The organism is Jatrophihabitans fulvus (genome assembly GCF_054781375.1).
Map to the genome: position 1 here is coordinate 583,007 of NZ_BAAGUN010000002.1, position 17,703 is coordinate 600,709.

At 70.2% G+C, this 17,703-nt stretch carries 17 protein-coding genes and 2 tRNA genes; 7 read left to right on the plus strand and 12 right to left on the minus strand.

Annotated features, from left to right (window positions below; all coding sequences use genetic code 11):
* Window positions 1-11: 11 nt before the first annotated feature.
* The 4 genes from ACYVP9_RS11285 (at window position 12) to ACYVP9_RS11300 (ending at window position 2,848) form a co-directional block, all read left to right on the plus strand.
* On the plus strand, window positions 12-620 hold the full coding sequence (locus ACYVP9_RS11285; RefSeq protein ID WP_460604900.1) for a TetR/AcrR family transcriptional regulator: 609 nt from the start codon (window positions 12-14) through the stop codon (window positions 618-620).
* 72 nt (window positions 621-692) lie between these two features.
* Window positions 693-2,546, plus strand: coding sequence for a bifunctional metallophosphatase/5'-nucleotidase (locus ACYVP9_RS11290; protein WP_460604901.1), 1,854 nt, complete (start codon window positions 693-695; stop codon window positions 2,544-2,546).
* Window positions 2,547-2,645: 99 nt separating this feature from the next.
* Window positions 2,646-2,735: transfer RNA gene (locus tag ACYVP9_RS11295), tRNA-Ser, on the plus strand.
* Between the two features lie 40 nt (window positions 2,736-2,775).
* Window positions 2,776-2,848: transfer RNA gene (locus ACYVP9_RS11300), tRNA-Arg, on the plus strand.
* 54 nt (window positions 2,849-2,902) lie between these two features.
* Here ACYVP9_RS11300 and ACYVP9_RS11305 read toward each other — a convergent pair.
* On the minus strand, window positions 2,903-3,931 hold the full coding sequence (locus ACYVP9_RS11305) for a hypothetical protein (RefSeq protein ID WP_460604902.1): 1,029 nt from the start codon (window positions 3,929-3,931) through the stop codon (window positions 2,903-2,905).
* 109 nt (window positions 3,932-4,040) lie between these two features.
* On the opposite strand from ACYVP9_RS11305, the gene ACYVP9_RS11310 reads away from it, so the two are divergent.
* Window positions 4,041-4,445: a PLD nuclease N-terminal domain-containing protein gene (locus ACYVP9_RS11310; RefSeq protein WP_460604903.1), complete on the plus strand. Its 405-nt coding sequence runs from the start codon at window positions 4,041-4,043 to the stop codon at window positions 4,443-4,445.
* Window positions 4,446-4,468: 23 nt separating this feature from the next.
* Here ACYVP9_RS11310 and ACYVP9_RS11315 read toward each other — a convergent pair whose 3' ends face one another.
* The 11 genes from ACYVP9_RS11315 to ACYVP9_RS11365 form a co-directional block, all read right to left on the minus strand.
* A complete protein-coding gene (locus tag ACYVP9_RS11315; protein WP_460604904.1) occupies window positions 4,469-4,927 on the minus strand; it encodes an SRPBCC family protein in 459 nt (152 codons plus the stop codon).
* Between the two features lie 45 nt (window positions 4,928-4,972).
* Complete coding sequence (locus ACYVP9_RS11320; protein WP_460604905.1) at window positions 4,973-5,356, minus strand: pyridoxamine 5'-phosphate oxidase family protein; 384 nt, start codon at window positions 5,354-5,356, stop codon at window positions 4,973-4,975.
* A complete protein-coding gene (locus ACYVP9_RS11325; RefSeq protein ID WP_460604906.1) occupies window positions 5,357-5,893 on the minus strand; it encodes a hypothetical protein in 537 nt (178 codons plus the stop codon).
* A gap of 141 nt (window positions 5,894-6,034) precedes the next feature.
* On the minus strand, window positions 6,035-7,819 hold the full coding sequence (locus ACYVP9_RS11330) for a choice-of-anchor G family protein (protein WP_460604907.1): 1,785 nt from the start codon (window positions 7,817-7,819) through the stop codon (window positions 6,035-6,037).
* Window positions 7,820-7,950: 131 nt separating this feature from the next.
* A complete protein-coding gene (locus ACYVP9_RS11335) occupies window positions 7,951-9,672 on the minus strand; it encodes a GMC family oxidoreductase (protein WP_460604908.1) in 1,722 nt (573 codons plus the stop codon).
* 100 nt (window positions 9,673-9,772) lie between these two features.
* Complete coding sequence (gene pstB / locus ACYVP9_RS11340; RefSeq protein WP_460604909.1) at window positions 9,773-10,552, minus strand: phosphate ABC transporter ATP-binding protein; 780 nt, start codon at window positions 10,550-10,552, stop codon at window positions 9,773-9,775.
* 12 nt (window positions 10,553-10,564) lie between these two features.
* Entirely contained in the window at window positions 10,565-11,533 is a 969-nt protein-coding gene (gene pstA / locus ACYVP9_RS11345) for a PstA family ABC transporter permease (RefSeq protein ID WP_460604910.1), read from the minus strand.
* Window positions 11,533-12,435, minus strand: coding sequence for a phosphate ABC transporter permease subunit PstC (gene pstC / locus ACYVP9_RS11350; RefSeq protein WP_460605069.1), 903 nt, complete (start codon window positions 12,433-12,435; stop codon window positions 11,533-11,535). Before pstC ends, pstA begins: the two co-directional genes overlap by 1 nt.
* Window positions 12,436-12,845: 410 nt before the next feature.
* Window positions 12,846-13,985 (minus strand): type 2 periplasmic-binding domain-containing protein, encoded by a 1,140-nt coding sequence (gene pstS, locus ACYVP9_RS11355; RefSeq protein ID WP_460604911.1) that lies wholly within the window; start codon window positions 13,983-13,985, stop codon window positions 12,846-12,848.
* Between the two features lie 179 nt (window positions 13,986-14,164).
* The gene (gene mshD / locus ACYVP9_RS11360; protein WP_460604912.1) at window positions 14,165-15,022 is read right to left on the minus strand and encodes a GNAT family N-acetyltransferase; all 858 of its coding nucleotides are present in this window, start codon (window positions 15,020-15,022) and stop codon (window positions 14,165-14,167) included.
* Between the two features lie 24 nt (window positions 15,023-15,046).
* Window positions 15,047-15,805: a response regulator transcription factor gene (locus tag ACYVP9_RS11365; RefSeq protein ID WP_460604913.1), complete on the minus strand. Its 759-nt coding sequence runs from the start codon at window positions 15,803-15,805 to the stop codon at window positions 15,047-15,049.
* Between the two features lie 204 nt (window positions 15,806-16,009).
* Between ACYVP9_RS11365 and ACYVP9_RS11370 the strand changes: the two genes are divergently transcribed.
* Together ACYVP9_RS11370 and ACYVP9_RS11375 are read left to right on the plus strand one after the other, a co-directional pair.
* Window positions 16,010-16,780 carry an alpha/beta hydrolase family protein gene (locus tag ACYVP9_RS11370; RefSeq protein WP_460604914.1) on the plus strand — a complete coding sequence of 257 codons (771 nt, stop codon included), beginning with the start codon at window positions 16,010-16,012 and terminating at the stop codon, window positions 16,778-16,780.
* A gap of 5 nt (window positions 16,781-16,785) precedes the next feature.
* Entirely contained in the window at window positions 16,786-17,703 is a 918-nt protein-coding gene (locus tag ACYVP9_RS11375) for a hypothetical protein (protein ID WP_460604915.1), read from the plus strand.

Here is a 17,703-nt window from a genome sequence, read left to right on the forward strand (position 1 = left end):
GAGAGATCGGCGTGTCGACGACGGAAACTCCCCGTAGACGTCGAGGTGCGGCCCTCGAGGACGCCATCCTCGACGCCGCCTACGACGAACTGACCGACGTGGGCTACGGCGCCTTCTCGGTCGAGAACGTGGCCGCCCGGGCCCGCACCGGCAAGGCGAGCATCTACCGGCGCTGGCCCACCAAGCAGGCGCTCGTGCTCGACTCCCTCGGCGCCTGCCTGCCCGGGCCGAAGGATCCGGCCAGCATCGTCCGCGAGTTCTGCTGCGAGGACATGACCACCGCGGACGCGCTGCGCGAGGTCGGCAAGGCGATCGTGCGCACGATGCACAGCCCGTCCGGACGCGCGCTGCGCGCGGTCAAGCTCGAGGCAGCGACCGACCCCGAGCTCGCGGAGCTGGTCGACACCCAGTTCCAGGCCCCGCGACGCGCCGGGCTGATCGCGCTGCTCGAGCGCGGCGTCGCCCGCGGCGAGGTGCGGCCCGAGGCGGCCACGGCGCTGATCGCCGACGTGCTGCCGGCCGTCATCACGCACCGCATGCTGCTGCAGCAGGAGCCGGTCGACGAGCACGTCATCGAGGCCATCATCGAGCAGGTGATGATTCCGCTCGTGTCCGCCTGAGGGTCACTCTCCGGAGGTATGGTGCGTCCGCTCACAAAGCGCACAGGCCTCCCGGAACGGACGAAACCCCACATGACCGAACTGTCAGAGTCCCGCACCGTCTCCCGCCGCAGCATGCTGGCCGGCGCCCTCGTCGGCGGCGCGGGTGCCGCACTGTGGGGCGTGACCAAGGGGACGGGCACGGCCGACGCGGCCGGCACGTCCACCGCCACCATCAGCGTGCTCGGCACGACGGACCTGCACGGCCACATCTACAACTGGGACTACTACAAGGACGCCGAGTACGACGACACCGGGCACAACGACGTCGGCGTCGCGAAGGTCGCCACCCTCATCAAGGCGATGCGGCAGGAGCGCCCGTACTCGCTCACGCTCGACGCGGGCGACACCATCCAGGGCACGCCACTGACCTACTACTACGCGGCGATCGACCCCATCACCGGACCGAAGGCGCCGACGCACCCGATGGCCGCGGCGATGAACGCGATCGGCTACGACGCCGCCGCCATCGGCAACCACGAGTTCAACTACGGCGTGCCGCTGCTGCGCAAGTTCCAGTCGCAGCTGCACCACCCGCTGCTGTGCGCGAACGCCCTCGACTGGAAGACCCGCGCGCCGGCGTTCCCCGAGTACGTGATCAAGCGGGTCAATGTCTCGCCGGTGCCCGGTCGCGGCCGCCCCAACACGTTCGTCAACGTCGGCATCGTCGGCCTGGTGACCCCGGGCTGCGCGATCTGGGACAAGGCCAACCTCGACGGCAAGATCACCTTCAACGGCATCGTCGAGCAGGCGAAGAAGATCATCCCCAAGGTCAAGAAGGCCGGCGCGGACGTCGTCATCGTCTCGTGCCACTCGGGCGCGACGCCGTCGTCGTCCTACGGCGACGCCCTGCCGTGGCCGGAGAACGCCTCGCAGCAGCTGGCCGAGCAGGTGCCCGGCATCGACGCGATCCTCGTCGGGCACGCGCACGTCGAGATCCCGCAGCGCTACGTGACGAACCAGGCGACGGGCAAGCAGGTGCTGCTGTGCGAGCCCTACTACTGGGGCATGCGGCTGGCCGTCATGGACCTGAAGCTGTCGTACACCCCGAGCACGAAGTGGCAGGTCACCGGCTCGTCGTCGTTCCTGCTCAACTCGAACACGGTCGACGGTGACGCCGACGTGCTCGCGGTCAGCCGGACCGCGCACGAGAAGACGCTGACGTACGTCCGCAGCGTCATCGGCACCGCCACCGAGGCCATGAGCGCCGCGACCTCGCGCTACGAGGACACCGCGGCCATCGACTTCATCAACTACGTGCAGGCGGACGCGGTGAAGAAGGCGACGGGGACGACGCTGCCGGTGCTGTCGATCGCCGCGCCGTTCAACAAGCTGGCGGCGATCCCGAAGGGCGAGATCACCGTCAAGGACGTCGCCGGGCTCTACATCTACGACAACACGCTCGAGGCCATTCAGTTCACCGGCGCCCAGGTGAAGGCGTACCTCGAGTTCTCGGCGCGGTACTTCAAGCAGGTGTCGGGCACCGGGCCCTTCGCGCCGGACGATCTCACCAACGCCGTGACGGCCACCGCGCCGAACGGCACGCCCGACTACAACTACGACATCATGGCCGGCCTCGACGCCAGGCTGACCTACGACATCGACGTCAGCGCCGCCCCGGGCGACCGCATCCGCAACCTGGCGTACGGCGGCAAGCCCGTCGCCGACGGCGACCAGTACGTCATCGCGATCAACAACTATCGCGCGTCCGGCGGTGGCAACTTCCCCGGCGTCACGACCGCGCCTGTGCTCTACAACGCGCAGGTGGCCATCACCCAGCTGCTCATCCAGTGGGTGACCGACGAGAAGGTCGTCGACCCGTCGACGTTCTCGTCCACCGACTGGCGACTGGTCTCGGGCAACACCCCGATCGAGATCTCCGCCTGACAACCCCTCCCGTCCGCCCGGAGCGGGCGGACGGGAGGACGGTTGTGGTCGGCGTTCGGGGCACCTTGTAGGCTCACCTGCTGGTGGCCTCGGCCGCTTGGAGGCTTCGCCTAGTCTGGTCTATGGCGCCGCACTGCTAATGCGGTTTGGGCTAACCGCCCATCCCGGGTTCGAATCCCGGAGCCTCCGCCGGATAGACTCTCCCAGTCGATTCCGACAGCACGACCGAGCGCCCGTAGCTCAACGGATAGAGCACTTGACTACGGATCAAGAGGTTGCAGGTTCGAGTCCTGCCGGGCGCGCAACGCGAAGGCCCCGCACCGAACGGTGCGGGGCCTTCGTCGTGCTCGGGTCGCTCAGACCTGCAGTTTGAGAGTGGTGCCGCCCTGGATGCCGGCCACCTTCATGTCGTTGGCGAAGTCGCCGCCACCGTTCTCGTACTGCCCCTTGAGCGTGATCTTGGTCTGCAGCAGCTTGAGCGTGTCGACCCCCTTCACCCACGTGACGGCGGGGACCTCCATCGGCCGCTTGCCCTGGTAGGTGGCCTTCGTCGCCGTCCCGACGAGCCGCGTGCCCGAGAAGATCTTGATGTCCTTGATCGGCTTGACCGCGTTGGGGTCGAGGTTGATGACCTCCTGGTCCATCGCGTCGGCCTCGGCCGCGAAGCGCTTCATCTGCTCGAAGACCTGCTTCATGTCGCCGTTCTCGCGGAACCTGCGCGAGACGTAGCGACCCTTCTCGACGTCCGACTTCATGTTCTTGATGCTGTTCTTCACGGTGAGGGTGCACTGCTTCTCGAGCTCGCCGAGCTTCGTCTGGCCGCTGATGCGCAACGGATCGAGCACCGACATGCGGAGACCCTCGAAGTCCTTGAGCGCGTCGCGGCGGTCGTTGACGGCGGTCGTCAGCGTCGTCAGGGTCGCCTCGTAGCCGGCGATCTTCGTCTTGTACGCCTTCGACTGCAGCAGCTTGCTGCGCTTCTTCTGGATGTTGGCCGCGATCGCGGCGGCGAGCGCGTCGATGCGCTTGTACTCCGCCGGCAGCATCGACTTCACCGCGGCGTGTTCCTTGATCGTCCCCTCGACCTCCTTGATCGCCGCGTCGATGCCCTTGAGCAGTTGCACGATCTCGGTGTCGGAGTGCTGCGCCAGGGTGTCGTTGGCGAAGTCGCGGACAACCCGGTTGTCCTTCTCGAACTTGGCGACGACGTACGTCCAGAGGACGTCGACGCCGCCCTCCAGGCGCTGGACGTGGGCGAACGAGCGGCTCGTGATCGAGTCCAACTCCTGGCCCAGCTTGTCCCCGAGCTGGGCGGCGCCGCCGACCAGCTTCGTCAACTCGGTGATGGCATTGCGCAGCTCGCCCATGCAGAACTCCTCGGTCACGGTGTGTGACCGAAGTCAACGCCACTCCGGTCGGCGGTGGCAGTGGCCGTTGGTCCCGTCCGCTCGCGATCCGGGTGCGAGCCGGCTGTGCGTGTGCCACGATCCGGCTGTGCTTTTCGCGGACGGAGCGCTGGGACTGTTCCTGTTGGGTCTGTGGCTGTTCTGCCTCATCGACGTGATCACGTCGGACGAGTCGCAGATCCGCAACCTGCCCAAGCTTGTCTGGCTGATGATCGTGCTGCTGCTCGTCGACATCGGCGCCCTCGCCTGGCTGATCGCCGGACGGGAGTGGAACCGCGGGCCCCGGCCGTCGTCGGCCATGGGGCGCAAGTACCCCGAGTACGACCGTCCGGGACGGCACGTGCCGCAGAACGCGGACGACGACGAGTTCCTGGCCCAGGTGAAGGCGCGCGCCGACCTGCAGCGCAAGCAGTACCAGGAGCGCCGCAAGCGCGAGCTGGAGGCCGAGCGGCAGGCGTTGCGCGAGCGTCCGGAGCCCGACGACCCGCGCTGAGGTAGCCGGCCGCCGGCCGGCCGTCAGCCGGTGGCGGTGTGCGTGTCGGCGATCAGCTTGCGCAGGTTCGCGTCGCTCTGCCGCACGCTCATGGCGGCGATCGGCACCAGCGCCTTGCCCAGCGCCTTGCCGGCGAGGCCGCCGGGCAGGTCGTAGTGGAAGTCGACCGAGATGCGGGTGCGGTTCGGGCCCTCCTCGGAGAAGCGCCACGTCGACCGGTTGCTGAACCCGCTGACGGAGGTGAGCTCGATGAGCTCGTTCTCCTTCCAGTCGGTGATCTCGACCCGGGACGTGATGTTCACCGGCTTCACCGAGAAGGACGCGTCGTAGGCCGCTCCCAGACCGCGGACGCGGCCGGGGTCGACGGCCTTGAACTTCTTCAGCCCGAACATCCACATGGACGTCGTGCGGTAGTCGTCGACATAGGCGAACGCGACGGAGATCGGGGCGTCGGCGATGCCTTCGTGGTGGATGTCGGCCATGCAGTCACCTTATCCGGTACACCAGGTTCCAGGTAGTCGGACGGGTCACGTCCGGAACGAGGTGGTACCCAACAGCCGACCGACCTCGACCTCGATGACGACCCGCTGCGGATTCTCCCGGGGTTGCCGGTAGCGGGCGGCGTAGCGCTCGACGGCCGCGGCGACGCGGTCGGGCTCGTCCGACACCGTCGCGTGCCCCTCGAAGGTCAGCCAGAAGCGCCCGTCGACCTGGCACACGGCCACCCGCGGGTCGCGTGCGGCGTTGCGCGCCTTCTGGCTGCCGCCGGAACAGATGACGCGGACGAGCCCGGCGTCGCCGTCCCAGGTGAACCCGACGGGGGTCACGTGCGCCGTGCCCTCGCGGCGCAACGTCGTCAGGGTCGCCAGCTGGCGGACGGTGACGAACTCCAGGCCCTCGGCGGTGAGCACCTAGACGCGCTCGCGGTCGTCGTTCGGCAGCACCGGCGGCGTCTCGTCGACGTCCGACCCGCCGCCGCCGTCGCGGCACCACGGGCACCAGGGTTGCAGCTTGCGGTGGGTCGACTGCGACAGCAGCAGGTAGATCATCGACAGCTGCACGAGCGCCCACGCGACGCGTCCGACCGTGTTGGTGACGAAGAAGTTCGACCCGACCAGCACGAGCAGGTACGGGAACAGGAAGCGCGGCTCGGAGCCGGTGTGCGCCATCCAGAAGCGGTTGCGCAGCGCGGCGGCGCGACCGGCGGCGTCGAGCGGGATGTCACGGACGCACTGCTCGCACAGCGCCCGGTCGTGGGCGCGCATGAGCAGGAAGGTGACGATGACGAAGGCGAAGAGCCCCGCCGGCACGGTCAGGGCGAACAGCCCCGGCGGCGGGTAGAGGCCGACGGCGACGACGGCCAGGATCGAGACGATCAACAGGCGCAGCGCATGGTGCCCGACGATCTCGGTCGCGCGTGCGCGCCACGGCAAAGCGTGTTCGTTCACGGTGCAGCCCCCACGGATGCGCCACGCTGCCCCACACACCGCGGCCACGGGCACGTCCCCACGCGCCCTGCGTCCAGTACAACCACAGCGGCCCGCCGTGTCCAATCGGACACGGCGGGCCGGTGCGTGGTGTCGGGTCGATCAGTGCCGGTGCAAGCCACCAGTAGTCGCGCGGTACTGCCAGAACGCGGCGCCGGCCACGCTCAGCAGCGCGATGATCGCGACCAGCGGCAGGACGGGCATTCCGCCCTCGCCCTGCTCACCGGCGGCGCCGGCGGGGATGCCCGTCGGGATGTTGGTGTTGGTCGCCGGCGGCACGCTCGTCGTCGGCGGCGCGCTGCTGGTCGGCGGCGCCGGAGCGGCCGTGCTCGGGCCGGCCGCGGCGTTGGCGAGTGCCAGGGTGGCGACACCGTTCGTCGGTGCCGCGGCGGCGACCCGGTTCAGCCCCGGCAGCTGGCCGAGACCACCCGCGGGCAGCGAACCGACGGGCAGCGACGAGGTGTCGAGCAGCTGGATCTCGATCGCGCGGGCCAGGGTCTGGCCGTCGACCACGGCGGTGTTCTGCGCCGGCGTCGCGCGCAGGTTCGACTCGAACGGGTACTGCCGGTCACGCGGCTGGATGCCCGGGCCGGACTGCACGTTCAGACCGATGTCGACGACGTTCTTGAGCACGTCGGCGAGCTGACCCAGCGGGCCTGCCGAGGCGGTCGAGAACTGGGTGCTCAGGCCCTTGATGGCGCCCACCAGTGTCTTCTGGCCGTTCTCGAGCGCGGTGACGAGCGGGTCGACGATCGTGCTGGTGATGCCACCGATCAGCGGCACCGAGTCGAGGGTCTTGAGGCAACCTTTGAACTCGTTCGTCAGCGGCGTGGTGATGCCCGTGACGAGGTCGGTGAGACCCGAGGACAGGATGCGCGGCAGGTTCGTGACCAGGAAGTCGATCAGGTCGAAGTTGGACGTCGACAGATTCGAGATGTCCTTGCCGAGGAACCTCTTCACGAGCTTGTTCAGGTCGATCGAGACGGTCGCCGCGGCGGTGTTGACCGTCACCCCGCCCCCGGCGAGGCTGAGGCTCTTCTTGATCCCGGGGTTCGTCAGACGGCACGTGCTGAGGTTGACCCGGTCAGACGCGGGAAGCGCCTTGATCAGGGTCGCGAGCGGCCCCAGGTCCGGCAGCGCGCCGCCGAGCGGCCCGGTGCCGAGCAGGCCGGCCAACTGCTGCAGCAGCGCGCCGAGCGCCGGCGAGCCGAGCGACAGGGTCACGTCGGTGATGCCGGTGCGGACGGCGGTGACCTTGCCACCCTGACCCGTCTGCACGAGCGCGGCGACGGCGCCGAGCTGGGCCTTCAGTCCACCGAGGGCCGCGAAGTTGCCGGCACCGGGGATGCCGCTGGTCGGCAGGCCGGGAACCGCCGGCAGGCCGGGGATCTTGGCCGAGCCGAGTGCGTCGGCGGTGAGGTTCACGGTGGCGTTCGCCGGGAACTGCTTCTGGTTGTCGTTGAGGCTGACGCCGCCGGTGTTCAGCACCGCGCCCGACGCGCCGTAGGACGACCCGTTCGTGTTGGCGACGGCGATCTGGTTCGCGGCACCCAGGTTGAGCGCGCCACCGCCGGGCAGCTTGAGCGCGTTGCCCAGCGGCACGTCGATGGTGTTCAGCAGCTCGGCCTCGAGCGGGTTGCGCTGCTGCGAGTTCGGTGCGGCCTCGGCGCGAGCGTCCTTCAGGTCCGCCAGGCGCTGCACGGCGTTGCCGCCGACGGCGCCGTCGAGGAAACGTCCGACGGACTGGGCACGGGGCAGGTCGGCCGCGGCGGCGGGGCCGCCCCCGGATCCGACGATGGCCGCGGCGCCGACCGTGACGACGGCGACGGCCGCCGTGGCACGGATACGACGCCGACGCGTGGCCCCGGTGTGGACCGAAACGTGCATGCGGGCAGCTCCTACTCGCGAGTACAGATGGACCGGCATCCTGTCGTTACCCACCAACGAGCGCAAACCCAACGGGTGACGGCAGACGGGCATCACTAACGTCACGTGACCGTCAAATGGGGACACATCGGTCAGTGAGTTCGTAACGTGGGCATTCCGAGAATCGCCTTACGGTAACCTAACGCCCCCGGTGCGTTGAAGGGCACGGCGGGCGCAGACGGCGCAATCGGGCCGACCCGTTCGTACGGTGCGCCCAGCGGGGGTCGCTCGTCCGCCTCGCCGGCGTTCGGCCACATCGACATCGCGCGTTCGGCCTGCGCGGTGATGGACAGCGACGGGTTCACGCCGAGGTTGGCCGACAGCGCGGACCCGTCGGTGATGTGCAGCCCCTCGTAGCCGTACACGCGGTGGTACGGGTCGACGACACCCGTCGCCGGGGAGTCGCCGATGACGCAGCCGCCGATGAAGTGCGCGGTCATCGGGATGTTCATCAGGTCGCTCCACGTGCCGCCGGCCATGCCGTCGGTGTTGCGCGCGACCTGCTCGGCCGCCCGGTTGGCGACGGGGATCCAGGTCGGGTTCGGCTCGCCCTGGCCCTGCTCGCTCGTCAGCCGGGAGAACCCGAACCGGGACCGCACCCGCTTGGTGGTGATGGAGTTGTTCACCGCCTGCATGACCAGCAGGATGATCACCCGCTCGGACCACTTGCGAGGGATCAGCAGGCGCAGCTGCTTCGGGTGCTTCGCGAACGCCGCCAGCATCTGCAGCCACCGCGAGCGGCGCGTGCCGCCCTCGGTCAGCACCGTGTTGAGCAGCCCCATCGCGTTGCTGCCCTTGCCGTAGCGGCACGGTTCGATGTGGGTCGTCTCGTCCGGGTGCCACGACGACGTGATGGCGACGCCCTGCGTGTAGTCGTGCTCCGGCTTCGGCACGCGCACGCCGAGGATCGCCTCGGAGTTCGTCCGCGTCAGGTGGCCGACGCGGCCGGACACGTTCGGCAGGCTGGTCTCGCGCAGCCGGTGCAGCAGCTTCTGGGTGTTGTACGACCCCGCCGCGAAGATCACCTGGTCGGCGGTGAACGTCGTGCGGGGAGCCCGCCACCCGGTCGTCCGCCGGGTCACGACGTCGTACCCACCGGCCCGGCGCGGACGGACGTCCGTCACCGTCGTCAGCGGATGGATCTCGGCGCCGTGCTTCTCGGCGAGGTACAGGTAGTTGGTGGTCAGCGTGTTCTTCGCGCCGTGCCGGCAGCCGGTCATGCACTCGCCGCACTCGATGCACCCGGTGCGCTCCGGTCCCGCGCCGCCGAAGAACGGGTCGGGGACGGTCGCGCCCGGCTCCTTCTTCCCGTCCCGGCCGAAGAACACGCCGACCGGCGTGGGGGTGAACGTGTCGCCGCGCCCGAACTGCTCGGCCAGCCGCTTCATCTCGGCGTCCAGCGGGGTGTGCGTCGGGTTCGTGACGACGCCGAGCATGCGCTTGGCCTGGTCGTAGTGCGGTGCGAGCTCGTCGCGCCAGTCGGTGATGTGCGCCCACTGCGGGTCGTCGTAGAACGGCTGCAGCGGTTCGTAGAGGGTGTTGGCGTAGTTCAGCGACCCGCCGCCGACGCCGGCGCCCGCCATGATCAGGCAGTCCTTGAGCACGTGGATGCGCTGCAGGCCGGTGCACCCCAGCTTGGGCGCCCACAGGTAGTCGCGGATGCGCCACGACGTCTTCGGTGTGGTCTCGGGGGTGAAGCGGCGACCCGCCTCGAGCACCCCGACCCGGTACCCCTTCTCGGTCAGGCGCAGCGCCGCGACGCTGCCCCCGAACCCCGACCCGATGACGAGGACGTCGTAATGAGAGCCACTCACGTGGCGGAGTGTAGGCGTGTCACTGCGTCACGGACAGGTCGTGGGTGACCCGTCGCACAGGACGGTCCCGCGCCGGCCCGGCCGCGGGAGCCCGGGCCGATCAGCCGAAGCGGCCGGAGATGTAGTCCTCGGTACGGCTGTCGGACGGGTTGGCGAAGATCTTCTCGGTGTCGTCCATCTCGACCAGCTGGCCGGGCTTGCCGACCGCCGCGAGGTTGAAGAACGCGGTGCGGTCCGACACGCGGGCGGCCTGCTGCATGTTGTGCGTGACGATGACGATCGTGAACCGCTCCTTGAGCTCCTGGATGAGGTCCTCGATGGCAAGGGTCGAGATCGGGTCGAGCGCGGAGCAGGGCTCGTCCATGAGCAGCACCTGCGGCTCGACGGCGATGGCGCGGGCGATGCAGAGGCGCTGCTGCTGACCGCCCGAGAGACCGGCACCGGGCTTGTCGAGCCGGTCCTTGACCTCGTCCCAGAGGTTCGCGCCGCGCAGCGACTTCTCGACGACGGTGTCGGCGTCGGACTTCTTCATCCGCTTGCTGTTGAGCTTGATGCCCGCGATGACGTTGTCGTAGATGGACATCGTCGGGAACGGGTTGGGCCGCTGGAACACCATGCCGATGGTGCGGCGGACGTTCACCGGGTCGATGCCGTGCTCGTAGATGTCGTCGCCGTCGAGCAGCACCTTGCCCTCGACCTTGGCGCCGGCGATGACCTCGTGCATGCGGTTGAGCGTGCGCAGCACGGTCGACTTGCCGCAGCCGGACGGGCCGATGAACGCCGTCACCGAGCGCGGCGCGATCGTGAAGTTCACGTCGCTCACGGCGAGGAACTTGCCGTAGTAGATGTTCAGGTCCTTGGCGTCGATGCGCTTGGCCATGACGGGATTCCTTTACTGCGCGACTTTGTTGAAGCGCCCGATGACCCGGGCGATGACGTTGAGGAGCACGACCAGCAGGATCAGCGTGAGGGCGGTGCCCCACATGCGGTCGGCGGCGAAGTTCTGGATGGTCCCCTGCACCTGGTTGCCGTTCGCGTCGAGGACGAAGCCGGTGCCACCGCTGTTCTTGACGGCGTTGGGGAACAGGTCGTTGATCATGCCGGGCAGCGAGCCCTGGAACTGGCCGGTGTCGAACGCGTTGGCGTTCATGCCGCCGGCGTAGCCGACCAGGATGAGCAGCGGTGCCGTCTCACCGGCGACACGGGCGATGCCCAGCACGACACCGGTGATCAGACCGGTGAACGCCGTCGGCAGCACGACGCTGACGATCGTCTTCCACTTCGGGATGCCGAGGGCGTACGACGCCTCGCGCAGCTCGTTCGGGACGAGCTTGAGCATCTCCTCGGTCGCCCGCACGATCACCGGGATCATGAGGATCACCAGCGCGAACGACACCAGGAACCCCGCGCGGTCGAGGCCGACGGTCGAGATGAACAGCGCGTAGACGAACAGCGCGGCCACGATCGACGGGACGCCGGTCATGATGTCGACCATGAAGGTGACGACGCGGGCGAAGCGGCCGCGGCCGTACTCGACGAGGTAGATGCCGACGAGCACGGCGATCGGCACCGAGATGACCGAGCAGATCGCGACCTGCTCCAGGGTGCCGACGATCGCGTGCAGCGCGCCGCCGCCCTCGTCCTGGTAGGTGATGCCGCGCTGCGTCTCCGTCCACCACTCGGACGACAGGATGGTGCTCAGGCCGTTGCCGACCACCGTCCACAGCAGCCAGACGAGCGGCACCAGCGCGAGCAGGAAGGCCAGCGTCACGAACACCGTCGCCGCCTGGTTCTTCACCTTGCGGCTGGTGGACATCTGCAGGCCGACGTCCGCCGGCGGACGGGTCGTCATCGTCGTCATCAGCTGAACTCCTTCTTGCGGTTCACGACGGCGCGGGCGGCCGCGTTGACGACGAAGGTCAGCAGGAACAGCACGAGGCCGATGGCGATGTAGGCGCCGGTCTGCGACGGGTTGCTGAACTCGGCGGCGTTGTTCGCGATCTTCGAGGCGATGGTCTCGCCGCCGTCGAGGATCGACGGCGAGAACTGGCCGACCTTCGACAGGATGTAGGCGACGGCGATGGTCTCGCCGAGGGCCCGGCCGAGACCGAGCATCGCGCCGCTGGTCACGCCGGCGCGGCCGTAGGGCAGCACGGCCATGCGGATCATCTCCCACCGCGTGGCGCCGAGGGCGTACGCCGCCTCGATGTTGGCGCGGGGGGTGCGTTCGAAGACGTCGCGGCTGATGGCCGTGATGATCGGCAGGATCATGATCGCCAGCACGATGCCCGCGACGAGGACCGTGCCTGTGCTGATGCCCTTGTCGGTGAACAGGCCGAGGCCGACCTTGCCGAGGACGTCCTGCACGCCGGTGACCTTGGGCGCGAACTCCCGCGCACCCCAGATGCCGTAGATGATCGACGGGATCGCGGCGAGCAGGTCGATCGTGTAGGCCACCGGCTTGGCGAGCCGCCGCGGCGCGTACTGCGTGATGAACAGCGCGATGCCCATGGCGATCGGCACCGCGATGATCAACGCCACGATCGAGATGGCGACGGTCGTGTACAGCAGCGCGGCGACGCCGAAGCGCAGGTCGCCCGCGGTCGTCTGCCACTCGGTCGAGGTCAGGAAGTTGACCTTGTCGTCCATGATCGACGGCACCGACTTGCTGAGCAGGAAGACCGCGATCAGCACGACGATCAGCACGACGAAGGCGGACGCGCCGGTCGTCAGCAGCTGGAAGACGCGGTCGCCGCGGCGCATCCGGCCGTTGGCGCCCTTCTCGGGAGCCCCCGCGCCGGGCACGGGCGAGGTGTCGGCACCGCTCATCGCCAGCGGGTCGGACGAGGTGATGACGTCGGCCGGCGGCAGCTCGACGGGTGCCGGCGCCGACGGCGCCGCGGCAGCGCCGTCCGCGGTCTCGTCGGCGGGGGTGGTCACGGCGAGGTCCCGTTCGAGGTCTGTGGGATCGGGGGCGCGGTGGGCGGACGGCGCAGCGCGTCGCGCCGTTCCCGTCCGCGTGTCTGCGTCGGCCATCGCGGTGGCTCGCTCCTCGGTTCGGTGCTGAACATCAGGTGGTGCCGGTGGTGAGGGCCGCCGGTGTCGGGTGGCCTCCGCACGGCCGCGCCGGGCTCGTCGTGGACGAGCCCGGCGGGGCGGTGAGCGTGGTCAGGTCAGCTGATCTTCGCGATCGAGGCCTGGACCTTGGACTTCAGCGAGTCCGGCAGCGGGGCGTAGCCGAGCTGCAGCAGCGAGGACTGGCCGGCGCCGGAGGTGTAGGTGAGGAAGTTCTTCACGAACGTGCCCTTGGCGGCGTCCTTGTACTTCGAGCAGACGATCTCGTACGTCACGAGGATCAGCGGGTACGCGCCCGCGGTCTTGTTGGCGTAGTCGATCTTTAGGCTCAGGTCGTCGCCGGAGCCGGTGACCTCGGCGGTCTCGGCCGCCTTGCTCGCGTTGGCCGGGGTCAGCGCGACCGCGCCGCCGCCGTTGTCGATCTGCGCCGACTTCAGCTGCGAGCTCACCGCGAACGAGTACTCCATGTAGCCGATGGCGCCGTCGGTCTGGCTGACGGCGTCGGCGACGCCCTGCGACTTGGCCTTGCCCTGACCGGTCCAGCCCGCCTTCGAGGAGTCCTTGTCCGGGTCACCGGTGAAGACCGACGGCGCGGTGGCCTTGAGGAACTTCTGGAAGTTCTCGGTCGTGCCCGAGGAGTCGGAGCGGTAGAAGACGGTGATCTTCGTGGACGGCAGGCTGACGCCGCTGTTGAGCTTCTTGATCGCGGCGTCGTCCCAGGTCTTGATGTCGCCCTTGAAGATCTTCGCCAGCACCTCACCGGTGAGGGTGATCGGGTCGCTGACCGACTTCAGGTTGTAGGCCGCGGCGATCGGGCCGACCACCATCGGCAGGTCCAGGGGCTTGCTGCCGCACCGCTTCTGCGCGTCGGACACCTCGCCCTCGTCGGCCTTGAGCGCCGAGTCGGAGCCGGCGAAGTCGACCTGGTCCTGGATGAACTTCGAGACGCCGTCACCTGAACCGGTCGGGTTGTAGTTGATCGTCGCGCCGGAGCACGCAGCCTGGTAGTCCTTGATCCACTGGTTGATGGCGTTGGTCTGCGCGGTCGAGCCCTCGGCGTTCAGGGTGCCGCTGGAGCAGGTCGGCTTGCCGCCGCCGCTGCCGTCGGAGCTGGTGGTCGCGGGGCCACCGGCGTTCGGGCTGGTGCTGTCCGGGTCGGACGAGTCACTCCCGCACGCGGCCAGGGCCACGGTGGCGGCCAGGAGGCCGGCGGCGATTCCCGCACGGTTCAGCTTCACGTTGCGAACTCCTTCGTTTCACTACGGAGAGATGTCGTTTCCGCAGCGGACGGTAGGAGCGCAGAGCGACGCGCCGGGGCGCGTTGGGTGAACGAGGAGTGAATGCAGCGCCCCGGGTCGGTGACGCCACCGGACCCCCCATATGACCGGCCGGTGAACTAGCTCACGTCGAACTCACGTCAGCTGGGTGGGTTCGGGGCGGTTCGCCACTGGCTGTCCACGTCGTGGCGGGTGAACTGTTGGCGTTCGTACAGCCGCACGGCCCCCGGGTTGTCGCCGTCGACGTAGAGCAGGACGTAGGGCGCACCGCCGTCGTGCAAGCGGCGCAACCCCCGCACGAGCAGGGCGTTGCCCAGGCCCAGGCCCTGCGCCCGCGGTGAGACCCCCAGGACGTACACCTCGCCGGCGGCGTCGGCATGCCGCTTGGTCCAGTGGAAGCCGAGCAGCTCGCCGTCGCGTTCGGCCAGCAGGAATCCGTCCGGGTCGAACCAGTTCTCGGCCATGAGCGCGGCGAGCGCGGCGTGGTCGACGGCCGCCTGCTCGGGGTGGTGCGCGAAGGCCTCGCGATTGACCGCCAACCAGGCGTCCTCGTCGTGCCCGGGGCTGAACGCCCGCACGGTCACGCCCTCGGCCAACGGCGGGTCCTCGGGCAGTGGCACGTCCGCGGGGCGGCGCAGCTGGAACAGCTCGCGGGCGCGCTCGTAACCGCGGGCCTCGAACGGCGCGACGAGCCTGCTGTGGTGGCCGTGCGACCAGACGAGAAGCGCCTCCGCGCCGGCCGTCACGGCGTCGAGCAACGGGTCGACCGCGTCGGGGCGGGCGACGAGTTCGAACTCGTCCGCCGTGCGCTGCAGGTAACCCGCCAGGGTGTCGCCGTCGCGGGCGACCAGGTGCCGCGCGTCGGCGGACCGCAGCCGCGCGAGCGCGGCGTCGGACAGCGGCGGTGCGCCGTCCGCCTCCTCGACCTCGCGAGCGAGCGCGCGGACGGCGGCCGCGGTGTCGGGGTCCGGCGGGACGTCGGCGAGACGGATCGGCATCCGCCCGACGCTAGCGGCAGTGCGTCAGTGGCGGACGGACGTGCGGTCGGCGGCGAACTCGTCGACGGTGTCAGCGGTGTCGTCGGACGTGTCGACCGGGCGGCGGGCGCCCGGCTCGGTCGGGCGCACGAACTTGTAGCCGACGTTGCGGACGGTGCCGATCATCGCCTCGTGCTCGCCGCCGAGCTTGGCGCGCAGCCGGCGCACGTGGACGTCGACGGTGCGGGTGCCACCGAAGTAGTCGTAGCCCCACACCTCCTGCACCAGGTGCGAGCGGGTGAACACCCGTCCGGGGTGCTGGGCCAGGAACTTCAGCAGCTCGAACTCCTTGTAGGTGAGATCGAGCGCGACGCCCGCGAGCCGGGCGGTGTAGGTGGCCTCGTCGATGGTCAGCTCGCCGATCTCGAGGCGGCCGCCGGTGGCCTCGACGCTCGAGGCACGCCGCTCGACGGCCAGGCGCAGGCGCGCGTCCAGCTCGGCGGGACCGGAGGTGTCGAGCACGAAGTCGTCGACGGCCCACTCGCCGGACATCGCGATGAGCCCGCCCTCGGTGAGCACGGCGATGACCGGGACCGCGGTGCCCATCGCGGTCAGCAGGCGGACGAACGAGCGCGCGGCGACGAGGTCGCGGCGGGCGTCGACGAGCACGGCGTCGCCGAGGTGGCGGTCGACGAGCGCGGACGCGTCCTGCGGCAGCACGGTCACCTGGTGGGGCAGCAGCCCGAGGGCGGGCAGCACCTCGGCAGTGGGCTGGACGGCTCCGGTCAACAGGACGAGTTCCACGCGCGCCTCCGGGTCTCGGGCGGGTCGGTGCCTGGTCGGAGCGGGCGGCGCTGCCCGCGTAAGCGCTGTCAGATTACAAGACGTCGCGCTGTCGTCCGAGCCCACCGAACCCCGTGGAGCCCAGGAAATACGGGCGTTACATGCCCGAAACACGAGCTGCGGACCCGCCGCCGGCGTCCGCGGCGCGTGGGCGAGGATGGACGCGTGCCCGCCCCCTCCGCCGTCGCGCTGCGTGCGGCCGACGGCACCCGGCTGATCGCCGACCACCACCCGTCCGCCGATCGGCGCATCGGATGTGTCGTCGCCCACGGTTTCACCGGGTGGGCACGCAATGCGGACGTCCTGCGCATCACGGACGGGCTCACCCGGGCCGGCTTCGGGGTGCTGGCGCTCGATTTCCGCGGCCACGGGCGCTCGGACGGGCACGGCACGGCGGGCCGCGACGAGATCGAGGACGTCGCTGCCGCGGTCGCCTGGCTGCGCGGCGCCGGGTACGGGCAGGTCGCCGTGCTGGGCTGGTCGATGGGCGGGTCCGCGGTGCTGCGCTACGCCGGCCTCGGCGGCGACGCCGACGCCGTGGTCAGCGTGAGCTCGCCCGGCACCTGGTACGAGAAGGGCACCCGTTCGATGCGCGTCGTGCACCGCCTGATCGAGCACCGCGGCGGACGGGTGGTGCTGCGTCTGCTGCGCAACACCCGCATGGATCCCCGCGGCTGGCCCGAGGCGCCCGAGGCCCCGGCGGACGTCGCCGGGTCGATCACCAGCCCGCTGCTGGTGGTGCACGGCGACGACGACCACTACTTCCCCGCCCGTCACGTCGACGCGATCGCCCAGGCCGCGCCCGGTGCCACCGTGTGGCGCGAGGCCGGCATGGCGCACGCCGAGGCGGCCACGACCGCCGACCTGGTCGCCCGCATCGCGAGCTGGCTGCGCACCTCGCTCGGCACCCCCGCGCCCACCGATCTGCGACCATGACCGGCATGACCGACGCCGGCCGGGACGCGCCCGCGAGCAGCGCCCCGACGGCGACGGACGAGCTTCCGGTCGACCGTCACTCGGGCGGCGTGGCCCTGCTCGCCGCGGCGCTGGTGGCCCTCGTGGCCGGCGCCGGGCTCGTCGCGACGGCCCGCGTCTCGGCGCTCGCCCTGCTGATCGCGATCGCCGTCCTGCAGGCCGCGTTCGGCGTCGGCTGGGTGATGGGCACGAGCATGCCGGGGCGCAAGGGCGCGCTGGTGCTCGCCGCGATGGCGGCCGGCGGCGCCGACGCGGCGCTGTCGGTCTGGCCCCGCGACCGGCTCGGGCCGCTGCTGGCCGTCGTGGGCCTCGCGGTGCCGGTGATGTTCGTGCACCAGCTCATGCGTGGCGCGGCGCGGGTGCAGCTCGTGTCGTCGCTGTCGGCGGTGGCGGTGCTCGTGCTCGGGCAGGTGTCGCTGGCCGCGCTGCTGCAGATCCGTCACGAGTTCGCCGGCAACGACATCGCCCGCCGCGGCCTGGGCGACGAGACCGGCGGCAAGGTCGCCGCCGCCGTCGCCGGGGCGGCGCTGGCCGCCGTGCTCGTCGGCTGCCTCGCCGACGTCGTCGCACCCGTGCCCCGCTTCGATCCGGACGTGCCCCGCGGGATGCTCGGGCTGCTGGCGTCCGCCGCTGTCGGCGCCGCGGTCGCGCACCTGGTGCTGAAGGACGTCCGCGCGTTCGCCGACGGACGCGCGCTCTTCTTCGGCGGCGCTGTCGGCGGGCTCGCCGCGCTCGTCGCCGTCGCCGCCGCGTTCGTGCACCACACGACGCCGCCCGGACGGTCGTGGCCGGCGCGATGGGGACGTCCGGTCGTCACCGCCGTGCTGCCGGTGGCCGTGGTCGCGCCGGCCGCCTTCCTGCTGTGCCTCGCGATCCGGACCTGA

What these genes read in the sequence shown, in the direction of transcription:
- pstB (WP_460604909.1), bottom strand. Translation starts at nt 10,552, where the DNA reads ATGGCCAAGCGCATCGACGCCAAGGACCTGAACATCTACTACGGCAAG.
- ACYVP9_RS11375 (WP_460604915.1), top strand. Translation starts at nt 16,786, where the DNA reads ATGACCGACGCCGGCCGGGACGCGCCCGCGAGCAGCGCCCCGACGGCG.
- ACYVP9_RS11330 (WP_460604907.1), bottom strand. Translation starts at nt 7,819, where the DNA reads ATGCACGTTTCGGTCCACACCGGGGCCACGCGTCGGCGTCGTATCCGT.
- mshD (WP_460604912.1), bottom strand. Translation starts at nt 15,022, where the DNA reads ATGCCGATCCGTCTCGCCGACGTCCCGCCGGACCCCGACACCGCGGCC.
- ACYVP9_RS11290 (WP_460604901.1), top strand. Translation starts at nt 693, where the DNA reads ATGACCGAACTGTCAGAGTCCCGCACCGTCTCCCGCCGCAGCATGCTG.
- pstC (WP_460605069.1), bottom strand. Translation starts at nt 12,435, where the DNA reads ATGCGCCGCGGCGACCGCGTCTTCCAGCTGCTGACGACCGGCGCGTCC.
- pstA (WP_460604910.1), bottom strand. Translation starts at nt 11,533, where the DNA reads ATGACGACGATGACGACCCGTCCGCCGGCGGACGTCGGCCTGCAGATG.
- ACYVP9_RS11315 (WP_460604904.1), bottom strand. Translation starts at nt 4,927, where the DNA reads ATGGCCGACATCCACCACGAAGGCATCGCCGACGCCCCGATCTCCGTC.